Source organism: Sporofaciens sp. JLR.KK001 (assembly GCF_036941055.1).
Taxonomy (GTDB): Bacteria; Bacillota; Clostridia; order Lachnospirales; family Lachnospiraceae; genus Sporofaciens.
The window spans coordinates 247,760-266,348 of record NZ_JAYMNO010000003.1; the positions used below are offsets into that span (position 1 = coordinate 247,760).

Here is an 18,589-nt window from a genome sequence, read left to right on the forward strand (position 1 = left end):
AGGTGCGGGGCGGCTCCCCCGGGTGTCGCTCCCCGCCGCCCTCCATATCGTTTCCCGGCAACCCAACCACAAAAACAATATGGAGGTACATATAATGACTATCATCAACTTGCGCGACTTTTACTACTGGTACACCCAGGATGAATATATTGAGGTTTCTGACGATATGGCCGAGGCGCTCCGAGCCAGCGTCCGCTATGAGGCGGCCTATACCGAGCGGGCCCGCTACAACAAGGCGTACTATTCCTTGGATGCGGATGACGGCATTGAGTATTCCGCCTGCCTGCACGAGCTCACCCCGGACGAGGTTCTGGAGCTCAAGGATCAGTTCTGCCGTCTTTGGAACGCGCTGAACAGCCTGCCGGAAACCCAGGGCCGCCGGGTGGACGCTCACTTTATCCTCGGTATGACTTACCGGGAGATTGCCCAGGCCGAGGGCGTGGATAAGAGCGCGGTGCGGCGCTCCGTTCTCAGCGGCATCGCACAGATGAAAAAATATTTGAGAAAAAATCCGTGATTGCCGTCTCCATTTGCTCCATTTTTCTGGTGGTATATGAGAGGAAGTTTTTTCTTCTCCACAACTGAATAGCGGGCGGCCCCGGGTGAACGCGGGGAGCCGGGCGGCGGGTGCGCTGTGACTTCTCCCACGGGAGGACGAGCGACCAACACCACCGCCGCGAGTGGGGAACCTGCCAGCCCCACGGCCACGATCCGCGAGGGACAAGCTGGCCGCTGGCCGCTTGGGGCCGCCGCACAAAACAAGGGAACGCCGGGCCGCTACTCGCTGTCTTTTGACGAGCCAAACATACGGGCCCGGCGCTCCCCATTTCAAACAAGTTCGAGACAAATTGTCCCAAGGTGAGGACAGGCTAAAGGGCGGCACTTTTCGGAGTGCTGCCTTTTCGCGTTTCCCCACCAACCAAAAACGCAAAAGGAGGTTTTGCCGTGAAACTGACCGCACAAGAGCTGGAACAAATGAAAAGCGTGAACATCGGCGCGGTGAGCGCGGATGCGCTGGCTGACGTGAGCGGTATGGCCTTTGACCGCACCCTCCCCCGGGAGGAGCGGCTGGCCCGGTTTGTGAAACGGGCCGTCAATCCCTACTGCTTCAGCGTGGGCGGCGTGGGCGTAAAAATCGAATTTGCCGAGGGCGGCCCCTCCCTGCAGGAGACGCTGACCGCCTTTCTTATCCGGCAAAAGAGCGGGCTGTAACTGCTGTTGCGGCCCGTTCCTACTTCGAGACAAACTGTCCCAAAGCATCGACATCCTTGTTGATTGCCCCGGGCAGAGTTATAATATAAGTGTAATGTGATAGGGAAGGAGGAACAATGGCACGAACAAAAAACAGAGGGTATCAGCAGACTTTGACCCCTACCTATACAGCCCGGCTCTGGAAAATGGGCGGCTACATCCGGCTTTCCCGAGAGGATTTACAGAAAATCAACCGGGGGCTCGACGATAGCAACAGCGTGAAAAACCAGCGCGACATTCTCAATGATTTTCACTTCAACCATGCGGAAGAATTTGAAAGCTATACCGAGTATGTGGATGACGGCCACACGGGAACCGATACGGAGCGCGAAAGTTTCCAGCGGCTCTTGGGGGATGTAATGAGCGGGAAAATCAACTGCGTTGTGGTGAAAGACCTTTCCCGTTTCGCCCGGAATTATAGCGATGCCGGAAGTCTGATTGATAACCTTTTTGTGCAAATGGGTGTCCGCTTTATCAGCTTGGCCGAGGGCGTGGATAGCTACCTAAACCCGGATAGCGTGAACAGTATCATCGTTCCGATAACAAACGTGATGAATGACCAGTATTGTTATCAGACCTCAAAGAAAATCCGGCAGGTTTTTGATTATAAGCGGCGCAACGGCCAGTACATAGGCTCTTTTGCTCCCTACGGCTACATAAAAGACCCCAAAGACAAGCACCAGCTAATCATTGACCCGGAGGCCGCTGAAATCGTCAAGAAGATTTACGAGCTGTGCCTGCAAGGAACCACCAAACACGCGATTGTACTTTATCTGAACGAACACGGCATACCCAGCCCCACGGCCTACCGGATAGAAAAGGGCCTGCCCTATTCCCCTGCCGTGGCCGACAATCCCATGTGGGGAAACAAGATTGTCAATGACATTCTGAAAAACCCCATTTATACCGGGGATTTGGTGCAGGGCCGCCGCCGGGTGAAAAGCTACAAGGTACACCAGATCGAGGCTGTGCCGGAGGAAGAATGGGTGCGCGTCCCCGATACCCACGAGGCCATCATCACCCACGAAACCTTTGACCGGGTGCAGGCCCTCCTGCTCCGCGATACCCGGACAACCCCAAAGGGCCGGGAGCTCCATTTGTTCAGCGGCTTTCTGAAATGTGCGGACTGTGGGAAATCCGTCACCCGGAGCCAGAGCGGGAAAAATGTATATTATGCCTGCTCCACCTACAAGAACCGCTCCCGGACGGCCTGCACCATGCACTCTATCAAGCACAACCGTTTAGAGGCCGCCGTTCTGTTCGCTATTCAGTATCAAGTAAGCACCGCCGTTTCTTATTCGGAAATAGTAACCCGTATCAATGCGGCCCCGCTGAAAAAAAGTCAATCCCACCGCCTTAACGACCAGATAGCCGCAAAGGAAAAGGAATTGACGAAAATCACCCGCTACAAGCAGTCACTGTATCAAGACTGGAAAGACGGGGAAATCACCCAGCAGGAATACCGGGAAATGAAAGCCGATTATGAACGGCAGGCCGCTGGGCTCTCGGATTTGCTGGCCCGGCTGACGGCTGAACGGAAAGAGCTCTCAAACGGCGTTGACCAGCAGCATCCCGCGCTGGTAGCTTTTGCAAAATATCAGAACATCGAAAAGCTGACCCGCGAAATTCTGATTGAGCTGGTAGACCATATCAAGGTTTACGAAAACGGCAATATCAGCGTTCACTTTAAGTTTGCGGACGAGTTCCGCAAGATTGCCGAGTACATTGAAATCAACACCGCCGAGGCGGGCTGACCCCCGCCAAAGCATAAAATCCTTTTGACAGTGTGTTTTCCTAATAAAACGCAATCTTAAGAAATGTAAGGAAATACCTTATGCAGAAAATATTCTGGAAATCAAAGGTGTGGGTGAGAACATTTTAGCCGGGATTGTGGCAGAAATGGGGGATATCAGCAGATTTGATGACGTAAAAGAAATCCAGAAGTTAAGTGGAATGGGTCTTGTGGCATGCAGCTCAGGTAAGCACAGGGGACAGACCAAAATCAGTCACAGAGGACGCAAACGGCTCCGGTACTGGCTGTTCCAGGCGGCAAAATCAGCGGTTTCACATGCAGAAGAATTTAAACAATTGCATGTGTACTACACAACACGGGCCAGGAATCCGCTAAAAAAGATGCAGTCACTGATTGTGATAGCCTGCAAGATACTAAGGGTGATCTACACAATCCTGAAGACGGGGGCAACATATGATCCGTAAAAAATGTTGAAGGATATCAAACGCCCGGAAGCTGCACCGGCCCAGATGGCGGCATAAGAAATAAAAATGAGCAATACACTCCAGAACTCTGTCGAGTCACTGATCATAAGCATTGGAGACTGGACAGGGTTCTGGAAGAGAAACCCGTAAACGATGGAGACTGAAAGGGACTGCATCAGCCAAAAACCAACAAGAGTCTGTAGTGGTATAGCGTCCACTGATTAAGTCAGTACCATGACAGGTGAATGCAGGTTAGTAACAATCAAACAGAAAAACAAGAGCTGTAGCCGGCATCGTTTTTTTCCGTGGGGCATGACCCCGTTTAGGAGCTTGGCCGGCACTCAGTGTATGGTAGATGGGACGAAGGAAGTTGGGACACGATCCCCTTAGACACGGAAGGTTCATCATCATAGTTGATCAGAGGGAAAATAGCCTTTATAAAGCGAACCAAAAGGGATGCTTTAAAAACTATACCCATTTATCAGCTGTTCGGTACATGATACAACGATATCCATCACTCCCGGCTCTGTTTTTGAGGTAAATAAAATCGTCAAAGCCTATAAAATCAATAAATTTAGGCTTGACAGAATAGGAAGGATATTATGGCAATAAAAAAACTAAAAAATTATAAAACCGACGCCTTTATGACCCACAGTCCATTTCATTTTCAAGAAGGATACCAAATACAGATTGAAAATAGGAACAAAAACTGCTCGCACACCGAAATCGACACCCTTGCATTAAAAGGGTTGTTAAACTCTGTTGACTTTGAAATCCTGAAGCTTCTCGGAACCTACTGCTATGTCAACACCCACAACCTGAACTATGCTTTAAACCACACTCTTCCGGAAAATTACCGAAAACAAGATTACAAAAGAAATTTGAAAAAGCTGTCATATGCCGGAATTCTCCTTAAGCATTCCATCTGTATGCAGACTGACGGCGAGGGCAGCGCCCGTCAGATTGTTTCCCCTTTACGGTTTTATTCCTTATCCCCCGGAGCGCGCAGTTATATTTCTTCCCTTATGGAAGTCCCATATATCTCCAACCAGACATTGCCTGCTTACCGGATCATTGAGTTGATGGCAGCCGCACAGCTTTTGATTCGTTTTCAGGCATCCTACCGCAATTCCGTAAAAAAGATCCTTTTTAATCTGCATAAACAGATTGGCTCTCATCTGCTCCTTCTGGATGCATACATCCGTTATTCCGCCAGCCAGGGGGACAGCTCCTCTCCTGCTGTCCATCTGTTTCTTTTATGCGGAAGGGATAACGGGGACAATTATGCTGATATAGTTCTTCGCAGCCGCCTGCTCTTTTGCTGGCTTGACCGGCGCAAAGAGGAATATCCTTGCCATATGATTTTGCTTCTGTTAGAGAGTATCTCTGATATTCCCCCAGTTTATCTTCAGGTTCGCAAGCCATATATGTCGGGTAAAACAGGCATTACAGATTCGTTGTATCCACTTTATTTTACTTTGGATACAAACGTACTGGTTCAACCGTTGTTTGATGCATTATACCAATGTGAAATCGAAGAAGACTCCGGAAGATGTAAAATCAGCAAGATTTCTTTGGGAATGACTGCTTCACTTTGCCATGGATAAAAGGGAAAACCTAACCGTTAGGGTTTCACAGCAAAATTATCGGATTTGTATTGTTCACTAAAAATTTGTCTTATTATTTTTGTTCCTTTACGCTTTATACTTTTCACATTAATATATGCCATGTTATTATGGTATAATTTTTAAAATTTATTTTTTGCTTTATGCCAGGATGGAACCGGGGCTTTTGTCCATCTTCCACCATTTCTGCATTATGCAGTCATATTACAGGTTGATATGATCTATTGTGACTGCATTTGCAGCCACAGGCTATAAAGCCATGGGAGGTATATATGGGTACATTTCGTAATGTCTCTAAGGCAGAACCTTGTCCAATTTGCGGCAAATCCGACTGGTGCAGCATTCTCATCCCGGACAACGCCGCTTATCCCGGACAGCTTCTTTACGTCTGCCGGAGAATCCACTCTCCCGAAGCACAGAGTCCAGTCAACGGCAAAACCTACTACTACATAAAGGAGCTTCCTGACAGTTCATGCCTTTATTCTGATATTGAGAAAAGAGGCCGGGTATCTGAAAAGTCTTTTGGTTACACCTATCGTCCCGCACAGGAAGCCCCTGCTCCGCCAGCCGACTATGGGACCATTCCTCTGCCTAACAACGATCTGGATTTAATTTATACAGATTTTATGAACCTGCTTTGCTTATCAAAGAAGCACTATGCAGGATTGCGATCCGAGAGATGGCCAAAGGATTTAATCAGAGATAGTTTTATACGTTCCCTGTCTTTTCCAAGAAAGTTTGACAGCGTCAAAGGGTTCTACAGTGACCATGTGGAACGGCACAGGATTTGCCAGCTTTTGCTGAAAAAACACAAAACTCTGAAGGGAGTTCCTGGTTTTTATCAGGAGGCTGATCTTCAATGGACTTTCACAGGACACCCCGGAATGCTGATACCTATCTATGATACTGACGGAATGTTGTACCGTATCCGGCTGCGCCTCGACCATCCAGGAAAAGATGAGAAAGGGAAGGAAAAGGATAAGTATAAAAACTTTTCTTCATTTTACCCTTCAAAAGATAGCAATAACATTCTTTCGAATGAATATCTTAATGGCTGCCGGGCCGGCAGCCATATCGGGTTCTATTTTCACCCTTCCACAGATGACCCTGGCGTATGCTATATTACAGAGGGTGAGAAAAAAGCAATCGTTGCAAACTATTTTCTGCGTTGCATTGTAATCTCGCTTCCCGGTGTAAATTCACATGCCAAATTAACCAAAACGGACAAATCCGGTAGATCCGTTCTTGATTTTTTGAAAACTCTGGGATGCAAGAGTGCGGTTGTTGCCTATGACGCCGATAAAAATGTTAATGAGCATGTCCATCGGCATGAAAAAAAATTAGTAGCACTTTTAAAAAATCATTCATTTCATACGTATATCGGCAGCTGGAATCCAGGTTTCGGAAAAGGATTAGATGACATTCTGGTACTTGGGGTAAAGCCTCAGGTATTTCCAGTTTAAAATAGAGGATGGTGTACCCATCCTCTCAGACCCTAACCGTTAGGTTTCCATTTTTAATGCATCAATCTTCTCATCAATGCTCTTTTTCAGCCCTTCCAGCGTTTCGATGACCACCGAGACTTCGTTGTCCTTGATTAAGGACTCCTCATCTAATACCTCATGGAGGCTCTTCGCACACTTCATGATTATTTTAGTCCCGTTTTTACGCCTGACGCGCACACCCGTTTTTTGCTCTGGCTTTTCATTTCTTCCAACAGCAGATTTCACATCGGATGAAAGCTGTTCTAATTTCAGATTACTAATCATTTCTAAAATTCGAACCTTTTTTACACTTTCAGCTCCTTCTTTTTCCGTCTGTTTCCGTATCATCTCTGCAAGGCTTCTTTGCTTCTCTTCATTCAATGTACTTGCACTGGAAAGTCCGGACCAGGAATAAATCTCCGAATCTGCCATTGTCTGCAACTCCGGTATCAGCTTCAAAAGCGCCCGGTACTTTTCAACGGATTTGATATCCAGTTCCATGTCAATAGCGACCAGTTCATTAATTGCCGTTATCTCCCCTTCTTTGAGCAACCCTTCCCTTTTCTTATGCTTAATCTCCATTTCATGGGCCTCAAAAAGTCCCTGAGCAAGTCTTGCCAGAATCATTGGCTTTTCCTTTCTGCCATGCAGATTGCCAAGAAACAGCCGCATCCTTCGCTCCCATTCCTCTTTTGGTGCTTCTGTAACCAGAACCGGATATTTATCAATACCGGCCAGCCGCCCTGCTTCTCTCCTGCGGTGCCCGGATTCTATCCTGTATTTCCCTTCATGCGGATATGCCAGAATGATCCCCTGGAAACCATAATCCTTCATGGATCGGGACAGCATTTCCACTTCAGATTCACCGTATATTTCAAGATTATAAGGATCATCTTCCAGCATGTTATCTTCCAGATACCTTATCTTCTCTTTTACTTCGTCTGGAAGTTCATTTACATTCGTTTCATCCGTTATCTCCTTCTGGAAATCTTCTGATTTACTTGCTGCTTTCTGCATCGTATTACGTTTTGTAAGCGCCTGGCTTGCCAAACTCCTCTTTGCCATTTATATTCCCCTTTCTTCCTGAATTCTCTCCTCCATCTCCTTCATCAGCATTTTATAATCCTTTGCAATCTCACTGCTTCCACAGCTGATGCAAAGCGGCCTTTTCTCCCACTCGCTAATCTGCATACTCGAATAATCATGGCGGATCGTTGTCCGAAACAGCCGCATGGAAGTCCTTGTTTCATCCTCCATGCTGTATTCATATAAGGCTTTCTGATCCCCTTTATATAATTGTGTACTTATATAAAACAACCCCAGTACCTGCAGTCTCTTATTCCCATATTCCTCCCGCGCTTCGCGGCACCTGTCAATGACGTCTTCATATCCATGCGTACTGGTGTTCTTGGCGAGATGCAGAGGAACAATTACATAATCGCAGGCTACCAGGTAGGTCATTGTCACCATATTATGTGCGGGCGGAAAATCTATAAATATATAATCATAATATCCATCCAACATATCAAGTTTGCGTTTCAGAAGATTCATGTCGGTTCCACTGTAATAATCCATATCTCCGCTTCCGAGAATAATATCCAGTTTTAAATTGATTTTCCTGAATTTGTTTCTCCATTTCCTGCGAGCGGAAAATTCACAGGTCCTGATATGATTATGAATATTCAGATCTTCCTCCAACAAATTATAAAGTGTATCAATCCCCTCTTTTACTCTTCCGTTCTCCAGAATATCTTCATTGTCTTCATAGAAGAACTGAGTCAGATTGATTTGGGAATCCCCGTCAATCAGCAGAACCCTTTTTCCCGCTAATGCAAATTCGGCTGCCAGGTTGATGATAGAACTGGTCTTTCCCACGCCCCCTTTTCTGTTATAATCCCCTATTACAATAGCCACGCCGCTTCCTCCTTTTGCACAACCTAACCGTTAGGTTTCATATTTTATTACTTTTCTTATTATTACACATATGAATTATAATTTCAACTTAAATTTTATCTTTAAGAACAAATTAATATTTTATAGATTTTAAAAATATATTTTTCAATTTAAATTATCTGGCTTTACCACAGAAGAAATAAAATCAGAAATTCCGACATTTTCCTCGAATTAATTTTCTGAGAGTTTAAACAGGTAAAAGCCAAAACCCTAACGGTTAGGTTTTGATAATTACTCTATTCACTTTATTGTCTGTATAATGGGGTTAAAACCTTCGCCTTAAGGCGAAACCTTTAGGTCAACCCTATATCTTCAAGTTTAGAAAAGGGAAAAAATAGAGATACTAAACTTGAGGTGAAGAATATGCAGCATTATAGAAAATCGTCACATTGTACGTATGACATTAAGTATCATTTGGTGTGGATTACAAAGTACAGGAAACCTGTGATTACAGGGAAGATAGCAATACGGACAAGAGAACTGATCCGAATCATCTGTCAAAGTAATGATGTGGAAATTTTGGCAGGGCATGTAGGAGCAGACCATATCCATATGCTGGTATCTGCTCCACCGCACTTGTCTGCAAGCAAATTGGTACAATATATCAAAGGGAATACATCCAGAAAGTTGCAAATGGAATATAAGGATTTGAATAAGCAATTCTGGGGACAGCATTTGTGGGCAAGAGGATATTTTGTGGCAAGTAGTGGAAATGTGACGGATGAAATCATCAGAGAGTATATCAAAAACCAGGATTTGCAGGAGAAAAACAAATCAGATAACTTCGAGATTGGATAAAATTAAAGTACAAAAGCATAAAGAAGAGCACGGACAACTTCAGGCTGCTTTAGCAGCAAATCGAACCTACCGGCTTTAGCCGGTAGTGGTTCAGTTATGTTTAATATTATTATTGTATACTGTATTTTGTATACATTGTATCTCTTTATATAATTTTATTTACCAGCCGTCTGTATTTCCGCATGCTTTTAAAGCTACTCTGAAGCAGTTACGGAATCATAAAACCTAACCGTTAGGGTCATTCTAAAAAAACATTTTGTTATCCCTGACCATAGGGCCATACCACATTTCGTATAAAACACAGAACCTAACCGTTAGGGTGACAGCAAAAAAATCCACCCCTTTGCGAAGCGAACTATAAATGGATCAAAAAGCTGAACCGTAACGAAATATTTTCTCAGACATACAGCTCTGACGCTTAAAAAAAAATTAATAAAAAAACCTCCCATTTTATGGGAAGATGCGCGATAATAGAAGTAACCAGACAACTATTTTTTCGTACCACCATAAAAGAGAGGAGGTTTTACTATGAAGCAAGAATAAAAATCAGAAGAAAAGAGGTTAGGGAACACCTGGAACAGTTGAACCTTGCATGTGAATTAGCCAAGCTAATCCGGCATTTTTTCCCAGATCTTTTACCCCTGTTAAAACAGATTCCAGATCCCAGAAACCAGAGCTATATTACCTATCCTGCTGTGTTACTTCTTATGACCCGTATCCTTTCTTCTCTATTTTACATCAGCAGTATGAGGAAAACAAGTGAAGAATTCAATTCCAGTGAAATGATCAAAAACATCTGGCATCTATCCGGGGAGGAACAGACCGTGGAGGAGCTTCCCTACTGGGAAACCATCAACCGGTATCTGGAAAAAGTAGATCCGGAAAAATTGCAGGACATCTTAAACCGCCTTTGCAGCAGGCTTCTTTGCAGCCGGGCTTTTGAAAATATGCGAATCAGGGGCAAGTACTGGCAGGTGATCATAGATGGAACGCAGCTTTGCAGCAGCCGGAGGGAACTGGATGGGAAAAGCCTGCACCGGACCCATAACAAGGGGACGGAAAAAGAGTATCAGGAGAACTATTATTATGTGCTGGAAGCAAAGCTGGTACTGCATCCGAAAATCCTGATCAGTATTCAGACGGAATTTGTGGATAATGAAGAGGGAAAAGAAATGGAGAAACAGGACTGTGAAAGGAAGGCCTGCTGGCGTTTAATGGAAAAGCTGAAAAAAGCGTTTCCAAGGTTGCCGATCTGCCTGTGCGGGGACAGTCTGTATGCCTGTGAAGGTTTCTTTGAGAGATGCAAAGGAAAAAACTGGCGGTATATCCTGCGGTATAAGGAGGGGAGCATCCCGAGCATTGGGGAAGAATACAGAGAACTGAAAGAAATGGAGAAGAATTACCAGGAGCGCGAAACACAGACTGGGAAGGAATGGTATGATTACGTGACAGATATAGATTATAAAGGACATCAGGTAAATCTGGCAGAGTATGGAGAAAGCGGGGAGCATATCTGCAAAAAGGGCAGGAAAAAGGGAAAAGCAGAAACGATCCGGAAAGAATTCTGGTTTCTCACAGATCTGCCAATCACCAGAAAAAATGTGGCAGGACTGGTGGAGCGCGGAAGGATGAGATGGAGAATCGAGAATGATGGGTTTAACGCGCAGAAAAGGCAGGGATACCATCTGGAACACCAGTACAGCAGGAATTATCAGGCACTGAAAACCATTATTATCTGATCCAGATTGGGCACATGATCAGCCAGATCATGGAGGCTTGGGAAAAAATATGGAAAAGGGTAAAGCAGAGTAGGGAGCAAAAGCACAGGAGGATACTGGAATCCATGAAAGAGACTCCATTGAGAGAATACAAGGAAGAGATCGCTAAAAAGATACAAATACGGTTGATATAGAGGACCATGTGGAAAGGTGGTGAAGGAGCAGATAACAACAAAAGTTAAAAAAGCAGAATACAGGGATTTTATGGCTTAAATAAGATTGCGTTGATAAAGCAAAATGAGAAAATAAAATCCAATGTACTCTGAGAGTGTAAGTATAAATTTAAGCGTCAGAGCTGTCAGACATACATATGAATTGACAATCTGACACATGATTGATATACTTAAAAAAACTTGTTTTTTGATCCCGGATGACCTTTGGTTTTCCGTTTCTTTCAATCCCTAGCGATAGGTGAAATAAGTTTTGATATACTATGTAGGCAGACATCCATTGATGTCTTTTTTATTTTAAAAGGAGGAAAACATGAACGAAACAACAAATCTATTTATTATGCTTGGACTTATCGAGGATAAACCAGATAAATCCAATGAAAGTCAAGAAGATAAGGATTGCATGAATTACTTGTCAGAAGGGGAAAGAATATTATCATTAGCAAGGGAGAAAAAAGAACGGGTCGTTTTTAAAACTCATAACCTAACGGTTAGGTTGTGCGATTTAAAATATCCCCGGCTTGATGTGGAAGAATATAAAGCCAAGCAGCAAATACAAAGTGCTATAGAAAGAGAAATCAAAAAAAATCTAAAAGAAATAAAAACGGAGGAATGTCTAAGTAGCAAAGGCATTCCTTTTTTATTGCACTTTGTTAATAAAAACTATGGCTGCAAAATCGAATCTGCATCCAACTTATTTGAAAAAGGATTGGCCAGGGATGTCAGCCGGTCGAACATTATTTTAACAAATCACGGCCATCGGCTCAACCACCAGCTCTGCTGGTGGCCTGGATAAGCCCCTCCGGGGCCTGTTGTGTTTCCGCCTAAAGGCGGTCTGACAAACCCTGTTCATTATGTTACTGGTGGCCGCTTAAAAGCGGCTCTGTTGTACTTACTTTGAGGGCTCTCCTTCCAGTCGATCCCTCTCATACTGCTCTTTGATATACTTTGTTATCGTTTCTTCATTTACATTACCGACTGTCTCGCAATAATACCCTCTTGCCCAGAAGTGACGGTTATACCGGTCTCTATACTCCGGATGTCTGTCGAAAAGCATAAGGCTACTCTTCCCCTTAATCCTACCCACTACCTTCGACACACTCTCCTTGGGCGGAATCGACACGTACATATGCACATGATCCGGCAGCGTTGCTGCCTTGATAATTGTGACTCCTTCCATCTTGCATACCTTGCTAATGGCTTCGCCTACCTCTTTTCTCAAATCCCCAAACATCACTTTCCTACGATATTTCGGGATAAATACTATGTGATACGTGCAATTATAGCGACTATGTGATAAACTTTGAGTGTCCATGAATATACCTCCGTTGTGTTTTGTGCGGTTTGCCAGACCTGCACCTATTATACAACGGGGGATATTCTGGTACTCTGTTTATCGCCACTTGCGTCTGCTAGTCTCCCCAGCTCTGCTGGGGGATTTAGAATGTTTCATTAAAATAAAAGACACAACATTTTATCTTCCATGCAGTCCTGGGAAACGTTTCTCTGATGGCAGCTATCATTACAAATCAAATCCTCGTCATTTCATCCATATTTACCATGCCGAAAACTTTTTTTATCCTTTGTTCGGAATAAACTGGCTTAACCAGCTGAAAATGGATTCTTTTGATGATCCGGATATCGAAAATACCATGAAGCACCTGATTCGTGACTTGGTATCGATATTGGAAAATTATAAATGGGATATGACTGATCTGCCAAAATGGTTTTCCAGCTATCTAATCGATTGTGGTTATCAGGAGGATACAATACATAACTGTTATATCAAAGCATCCGGTTCCGAAAGCAAACCGGCAACACTCTATAAGGATTATTTCAAAAGCCATTCCGAACTGTTTAACCTACTTTCTTTTGTATATGGGGATTCCTATCTGTCTTATGATATTTTACTAAATGTTTCCGGGAAATCTGCCATGATAGACCTGCCTTACTATTACAGAGAATACATATTCATGACATTAAGGCACTATATCGCAAACATACATGATCTTGCAGAGGAAGAAAAACATCGAAATGAACTAAAAAGGATAGTCGCACGTGCCTACCAAACCAAGAAAAATATTCCAAAGCATGTCGTACATAAAATGAAATCCTCAGAATTAAACACATATTTCGGCTTTATCGAATTTGACGAAGATGTAGACCCGAATCTGGTTGATTCCATAACGGAAGAATTCAAGAAATTAAACCAGAATATTTTCAATGGCTATATAAGCAAAAACGTTGCTCTGCGCTTTCGGAAACTTGGGAAACACCATGCAACTGGTCTGTATTATCCCTCCATTGATACTATGGTAGTTGATTTCAGGCATCCAACATCTTTTATCCATGAATATTTTCATATGCTTGATGATATGCTCGGCGACCTGTCCATGAAATATGAATTTGACCAGGTGGCACTGCAATACCAGCAGCTTCTGATATCTTCTGTGGAAAAAGAACGCGAGGAGGGAAAGGAAATTCTGCCAAAAAAGGGGAAATATAATCTTAACTATTTTCTAAGAAAGTGTGAGATTTTTGCACGATGTGGAGAAATACATTTATTCCGCAATCTTCACATTATCGGTTCCCTTCTAAAGCCCGAAGAAACCTCTTATTTCGCTTACCCGGATGATAAAATCCTAAACAGTATGATTGGGGAATATTATACAAACTTATTAGACAGAATGAAAAATATATCTTATAAAACGGGAGAAGATGTATATGAAAAAAATCTACATTTCGCATCTGTCTGAACATCTGGCAGAAGAACTGGAAGAAGAGTTTTATCTAAAAGAAATTGCCTTAAGCTATACAGAAGGAAATGGAATCCCATATCTGTTCCTGAAACTCCAGGATAAAACCGGCGTTATCTACGGACGGATATGGGAAAATAATATAGACGAGAGATACCTTCATTTTAAAGGCAAAGTCATCAAAATATGGGGCGAGGTGCTAAAAAACTACAAGAACCAGTTAGAGTTCACAATTCAAAAAATAAGCCCTGTAACCGAGTATTCACTCAGCAGCTTTATTGACGGTTTAAATGAGCTGGAAAAAGAACATTATTTAAACCTGCTAGATAAACAGAGCAGTTTAGTCACACATGCCCCCTTCCGGGAACTATTAAATCTGGTATTGAAAGGTCAAAAAAACAGGCTGGCTGAAACTCCTGCCGGCCTGACCTGTTCGGGCGCATATAACGGCGCCCTGCTCGTCCAGACCGTATCTGTCACAAGCATTGCAATCCAGATTATACGTTCACAAAAGATGTACGCATACCATCCGGACCTCAAGATTCCATATCAGGAAGACTTGCTAATCACTGGCTCCCTAAAGATATCCTAAGCATACAGATCATTGAATCATATATAAAAGAAATGAAACACCATATTTCGACAGAAGATAAAAATCTTCTTTATAATGTGATCCAAACAGCTTATAAAAAGGAAAGATGGAAGGCTATGAACCGGGAAGCATTAATATTGAACCTTGCATACACATCTTATTTGCAGATCAGTAGTATGGAATTTTATATGACAGAAAACCAACAGAAAAGTGGGGCAGTATACGTTTCAAAACTCAATAACTATTTATATTTGTCTAAAACGAACCTACAAGTAGGAGGAATTTTATGTTATACTCAACATACAGGCCGCAAACATTCAAAGAAGTAGTAGGGCAGGAAAATAATATCTTAACGCTGAAAGAACAGTGTAAAACAAAAAAATTTGATTCTGCCTATCTTTTTGCAGGCCACAGGGGAACAGGAAAGACGACCATTGCACGTATCCTTGCAAGAACAGTATGCTGTGAGGCCCCAAGTGAAAACGGTCCCTGCAATCAATGCAAAAACTGCAGGTCGATTCTGGAAGGAAAAACATTAGACTGTATTGAAATGGATGCGGCATCGCATAACTCTATTACAGACATAAAGGAACTTATTGTATCAGCCCAGTATATGCCTACCATATTGCCGAAAAAGATATATATCATAGATGAAGTACATAATCTTTCAGCAGCTGCATTTGACGCACTCCTGAAAACAATCGAGGAACCGCCGGAACATTGTCTGTTCATACTCTGTACGACAGAAATGCATAAAATTCCTGCAACTATACGTTCCAGATGTTCTATTTACCAGTTCCGGACTATATCAATTGATGTCATCTGCGGCAGACTGTCCTTCGTTTTAACTGAAATGGGAAAACAGTATGAGGATGATGCCATAAAGCTGATCGCAAAACAGGCTGACGGGTCTATGAGGGATGCCCTCAGTATCACAGAAAAGCTAATGATCTCCTGTGAAAAAGTAACAGTAGAGCATGTGATGAAATCCCTTTGCCTTATGGATAGCGAGGTTGCTTTGCAGATCATGCGTTCGCTTGTAAATGGTGACGGCAGGCAGGCAATCCTCTTGCTTCAGAGAATCTGCGAAGAAGGGAAAAATTTGGTGCAGCTGGTCGATCATATACTCCAATGCTGTACGGATGGGATCGTTCTTTCTGCATCATCTGGAACTGCAGCTTTATATAATACAAAAGAATATCAGGATGCACTGTATGAAATAATTAGTTCCTGCCAAATTGAAATATTATTCTGGTATGTGGAGCAATTCAGTATTCTTCGTGAAAAAATAAGGAACAGTCTGAATCCTTATATGGACGTCCTTGTATACCTGATAAAATGTTGCAACATAAAACTCCCTCAAAGTGACACAGCAGTGTTGCTTCAACGAATCAGTGTTTTGGAGGAAAAAATACTCAGTCATGAATGCGGTTCTGTGCATAAAGAAGATTCCGACAAAATTGAATTAAACGATAACATCGTCAATGATTCCGATGACAGTTTTCATACAGGCTCAGACATGGATGAAAATCCATTTACAGTTGACACAGAAACATTTGAAAATGAGCAGGCCGGCCTGGTTCCGGCACAGGATGTGAAGGAAGAGACCGATGACGGAATGGATGATTATATACTAAGCTTACTCGGAGGTCATCTTTAACTCTGCCAATCTTCCTGCTGTATGGTATGATTATAGCTATATATTTTCCCAGACAGGTTACTACTCATACTTCGCAACCTAAAACTGCTTATCATTACGATTTTATAAGCCTTGCAATAGTAAAAATAAAATAGCTTTATGCCGCATTGGGCATAGTAAAGCGTTCTCTCCACGGTGTGGGGAGATTGCCGATAAATGTACAGAGCAGTCCGTTGATCTGTTCATCCGAAGCTTTGAAATGCTGTTTCACACTCTGCAGCATGATGTCCAAAATGAGAATGATTGCACAGTCCATCATTTCATTTATGATATCCCGCTGTACCTCATAAAACAGTTCTTCCAGACTTCTGTTATCTGTATTTTGGAAACGCTCAATTGCCAGTATCATGTACCGTATTGCAACGATTACCATATGTGAAGTAATGGCATCATAGCTTGTACTGTGGCATTCCGTACGAAGTTTTAAATAGCTCTTTGACATTTTAAAATAGGTTTCAATTTTCCAGCGCATCGTGTACGCACGGAGGATTTTCTCTTCATCTAAGGTCATGTCAGTGCATACAAAGCATACCCAGTCCTTGCGGTTGCTGTGATTCCGTACGTAGACCAGTTTTGCCTTCATGGCATTCCCGGTACTGTCAGGAATGATAATATCTACAGACAGGAGGTATCTGGAACGCCCCCTGCGCTTTTTGTTCCTGCTGTAGATTTCTTTTACATTCAGTTTTTTCTCCTCGCCTGTTGCGGGATCTCTCCAGATATATTTCGTGCTGTTCTTTTTGATCATCGCTATGACATCTGTTCCTATCCCCTTGAGCGCAGCCAGCTGGGATGGACTGGAAAACCATGTGTCAAACAGGACATAATCGAATGGTATCCCTGCTTTGTGTGCCTGCTTTACCATATGTTGGACAACAAGGGTTCCCTTTGTTTTTGCCATTGCCCGGCGCTTTCCGCGTAGTGTACGGCAATCGATTCGGACATTGGGTCCAACCATTTGTTTCTCATCGCGCGTTGACAAAAGGGACTGTGCAAAAGGAATGAATGTCTCTCCATTTGTCCATCCACCAGTCATCATGCGGTATCCAAGACGGGTCTTATGATCATTATGGTCAAAAACCCTGGCACATAATTCGGTTCCCTTTCCGCCGGTCCGCGCATATAAAGAATCATCAAAAATCAGAGCATTGATATGTTTGTCTGTGGTCTGTGACTCTATATCTAAAATGACATTTTTTGCTGTTTCCAATTGCAGCCTTTCCCAGTTAGCTCCGGGAAGCTTATCAAAACGGTAAAATGTGTCTTGCTTATAATCCCGGAAGAATGTGTCCGTCTTAAACATCAGATACGCACTTGCAGGGGCAAAACACACGAGAAGTTTGTCGATAAGCAGATCCTTGGCACTCACAACTTTCTCAAGGACGGGTGATTGTTTCAGATCACCCAGCAGACGGGAAATCGGGTTATCAAAGTATGTCATCCCGCTGTTGACAAAAATGTCATCGACCATTTTTATGACACCACATTTCCTAAGAAGGGGACGACCAATGTACTTATCAAAAAAATTTTCAATACTATCTAAGAGTTGTTTGCTATTATCAAAGATTTCTGCTATGCTATTCATGGTATAAGCCTCCGTTTTTAAATGGTTTTCGGCTAATTCCATTATAACAAAAACAGAGTGCTTATACCTTTTTATTTTTGATTTTCTCTGTATTTTCAACTAACACAGCACAAATTCAGGTTGCGAAGTATGAGTTACTATAAATGGAAATATAAGAATGCGAAGAGAAAACATTTCTTATTTGCAACAATTCTGGAATGCTGTGAAAGAACGTCTGATTCCTATTCTTTTAAGACAAATCTGTATCCTGTATACGTGATTGCAGCAAAATATATAGATGTCTGTGGGTTGTTTTTTTGTAAAATCGAATATATACGTTAAGTAGTTCAGAATACCTCATCTATGATTATGGGGTATTCTGAAAATAAACTATAAATTAATGTAAAAACGTGTTATACTAAAATCGTTCTATGGATCTGATAAGATTATTCTGTGGATATATGTATGGGGAGGGGAGTAAAACCTTATATATATATTTATCATAATATAATTCATATATAGTTATATATATAATTGATAAATGCTGAATATGAAAAACCCCGTATTTACAAGGGAAAATGGAAATATAGACGGATGAGAAACTTCCAGTGTGGATGAAAGTATGCCTCTGTGGAAGATTTTTTTATAATGTAGATGAAAATTTTCGCAGAAGGATGATATTTTTCACTTGTGGATGAAAAT

The 18,589-nt window shown here is 42.8% G+C and carries 15 protein-coding genes and 1 pseudogene; 12 read left to right on the forward strand and 4 right to left on the reverse strand.

Annotated elements, in window-relative coordinates; all coding sequences use genetic code 11:
* Positions 1-94: 94 nt before the first annotated feature.
* The 6 genes and pseudogenes from VSQ62_RS31455 (at position 95) to VSQ62_RS31480 (ending at position 6,556) form a co-directional block, all read left to right on the forward strand.
* Entirely contained in the window at positions 95-517 is a 423-nt protein-coding gene (locus tag VSQ62_RS31455) for a sigma factor-like helix-turn-helix DNA-binding protein (RefSeq protein WP_334638701.1), read from the forward strand.
* Between the two features lie 428 nt (positions 518-945).
* Entirely contained in the window at positions 946-1,212 is a 267-nt protein-coding gene (locus VSQ62_RS31460) for a DUF6870 family protein (RefSeq protein WP_044919915.1), read from the forward strand.
* Positions 1,213-1,328: 116 nt separating this feature from the next.
* Positions 1,329-3,005, forward strand: a complete 1,677-nt coding sequence (locus VSQ62_RS31465; protein WP_334638702.1) for a recombinase family protein — start codon at positions 1,329-1,331, stop codon at positions 3,003-3,005.
* 58 nt (positions 3,006-3,063) lie between these two features.
* A pseudogene (locus tag VSQ62_RS31470) lies at positions 3,064-3,468 on the forward strand (transposase); the annotation flags it as partial.
* A 602-nt stretch (positions 3,469-4,070) separates the two neighbouring features.
* Positions 4,071-5,075: a hypothetical protein gene (locus tag VSQ62_RS31475; protein WP_334638703.1), complete on the forward strand. Its 1,005-nt coding sequence runs from the start codon at positions 4,071-4,073 to the stop codon at positions 5,073-5,075.
* Positions 5,076-5,890: 815 nt separating this feature from the next.
* Positions 5,891-6,556 (forward strand): DUF3854 domain-containing protein, encoded by a 666-nt coding sequence (locus VSQ62_RS31480; protein WP_334638704.1) that lies wholly within the window; start codon positions 5,891-5,893, stop codon positions 6,554-6,556.
* 39 nt (positions 6,557-6,595) lie between these two features.
* Here VSQ62_RS31480 and VSQ62_RS31485 read toward each other — a convergent pair whose 3' ends face one another.
* Positions 6,596-7,642: a ParB/RepB/Spo0J family partition protein gene (locus tag VSQ62_RS31485; protein WP_334638705.1), complete on the reverse strand. Its 1,047-nt coding sequence runs from the start codon at positions 7,640-7,642 to the stop codon at positions 6,596-6,598.
* Positions 7,643-8,491 carry a ParA family protein gene (locus VSQ62_RS31490; protein ID WP_016220713.1) on the reverse strand — a complete coding sequence of 283 codons (849 nt, stop codon included), beginning with the start codon at positions 8,489-8,491 and terminating at the stop codon, positions 7,643-7,645. It lies immediately after the preceding gene.
* A 402-nt stretch (positions 8,492-8,893) separates the two neighbouring features.
* Between VSQ62_RS31490 and tnpA (VSQ62_RS31495) the strand changes: the two genes are divergently transcribed.
* From tnpA (VSQ62_RS31495) to VSQ62_RS31505, 3 genes are all read left to right on the forward strand, one after another.
* A complete protein-coding gene (gene tnpA / locus VSQ62_RS31495) occupies positions 8,894-9,328 on the forward strand; it encodes an IS200/IS605 family transposase (protein WP_334632532.1) in 435 nt (144 codons plus the stop codon).
* Positions 9,329-9,780: 452 nt separating this feature from the next.
* The gene (locus VSQ62_RS31500; RefSeq protein ID WP_334638706.1) at positions 9,781-11,067 is read left to right on the forward strand and encodes a transposase; all 1,287 of its coding nucleotides are present in this window, start codon (positions 9,781-9,783) and stop codon (positions 11,065-11,067) included.
* Positions 11,068-11,589: 522 nt separating this feature from the next.
* Positions 11,590-12,072, forward strand: coding sequence for a hypothetical protein (locus tag VSQ62_RS31505; protein WP_334638707.1), 483 nt, complete (start codon positions 11,590-11,592; stop codon positions 12,070-12,072).
* A gap of 96 nt (positions 12,073-12,168) precedes the next feature.
* On the opposite strand, the gene tnpA (VSQ62_RS31510) is transcribed toward VSQ62_RS31505, so the two are convergent.
* Positions 12,169-12,597 (reverse strand): IS200/IS605 family transposase, encoded by a 429-nt coding sequence (tnpA, locus tag VSQ62_RS31510; protein WP_196813919.1) that lies wholly within the window; start codon positions 12,595-12,597, stop codon positions 12,169-12,171.
* Between the two features lie 295 nt (positions 12,598-12,892).
* On the opposite strand from tnpA (VSQ62_RS31510), the gene VSQ62_RS31515 reads away from it, so the two are divergent.
* From VSQ62_RS31515 to dnaX, 3 genes are all read left to right on the forward strand, one after another.
* Complete coding sequence (locus VSQ62_RS31515; RefSeq protein WP_334638708.1) at positions 12,893-14,032, forward strand: hypothetical protein; 1,140 nt, start codon at positions 12,893-12,895, stop codon at positions 14,030-14,032.
* Positions 14,001-14,624: a hypothetical protein gene (locus VSQ62_RS31520; protein ID WP_334638709.1), complete on the forward strand. Its 624-nt coding sequence runs from the start codon at positions 14,001-14,003 to the stop codon at positions 14,622-14,624. Before VSQ62_RS31515 ends, VSQ62_RS31520 begins: the two co-directional genes overlap by 32 nt.
* A gap of 286 nt (positions 14,625-14,910) precedes the next feature.
* Positions 14,911-16,284: a DNA polymerase III subunit gamma/tau gene (gene dnaX / locus VSQ62_RS31525; protein ID WP_160282085.1), complete on the forward strand. Its 1,374-nt coding sequence runs from the start codon at positions 14,911-14,913 to the stop codon at positions 16,282-16,284.
* Positions 16,285-16,420: 136 nt separating this feature from the next.
* On the opposite strand, the gene VSQ62_RS31530 is transcribed toward dnaX, so the two are convergent.
* Entirely contained in the window at positions 16,421-17,908 is a 1,488-nt protein-coding gene (locus tag VSQ62_RS31530; protein ID WP_334638710.1) for an IS4 family transposase, read from the reverse strand.
* Positions 17,909-18,589 lie beyond the last annotated feature (681 nt).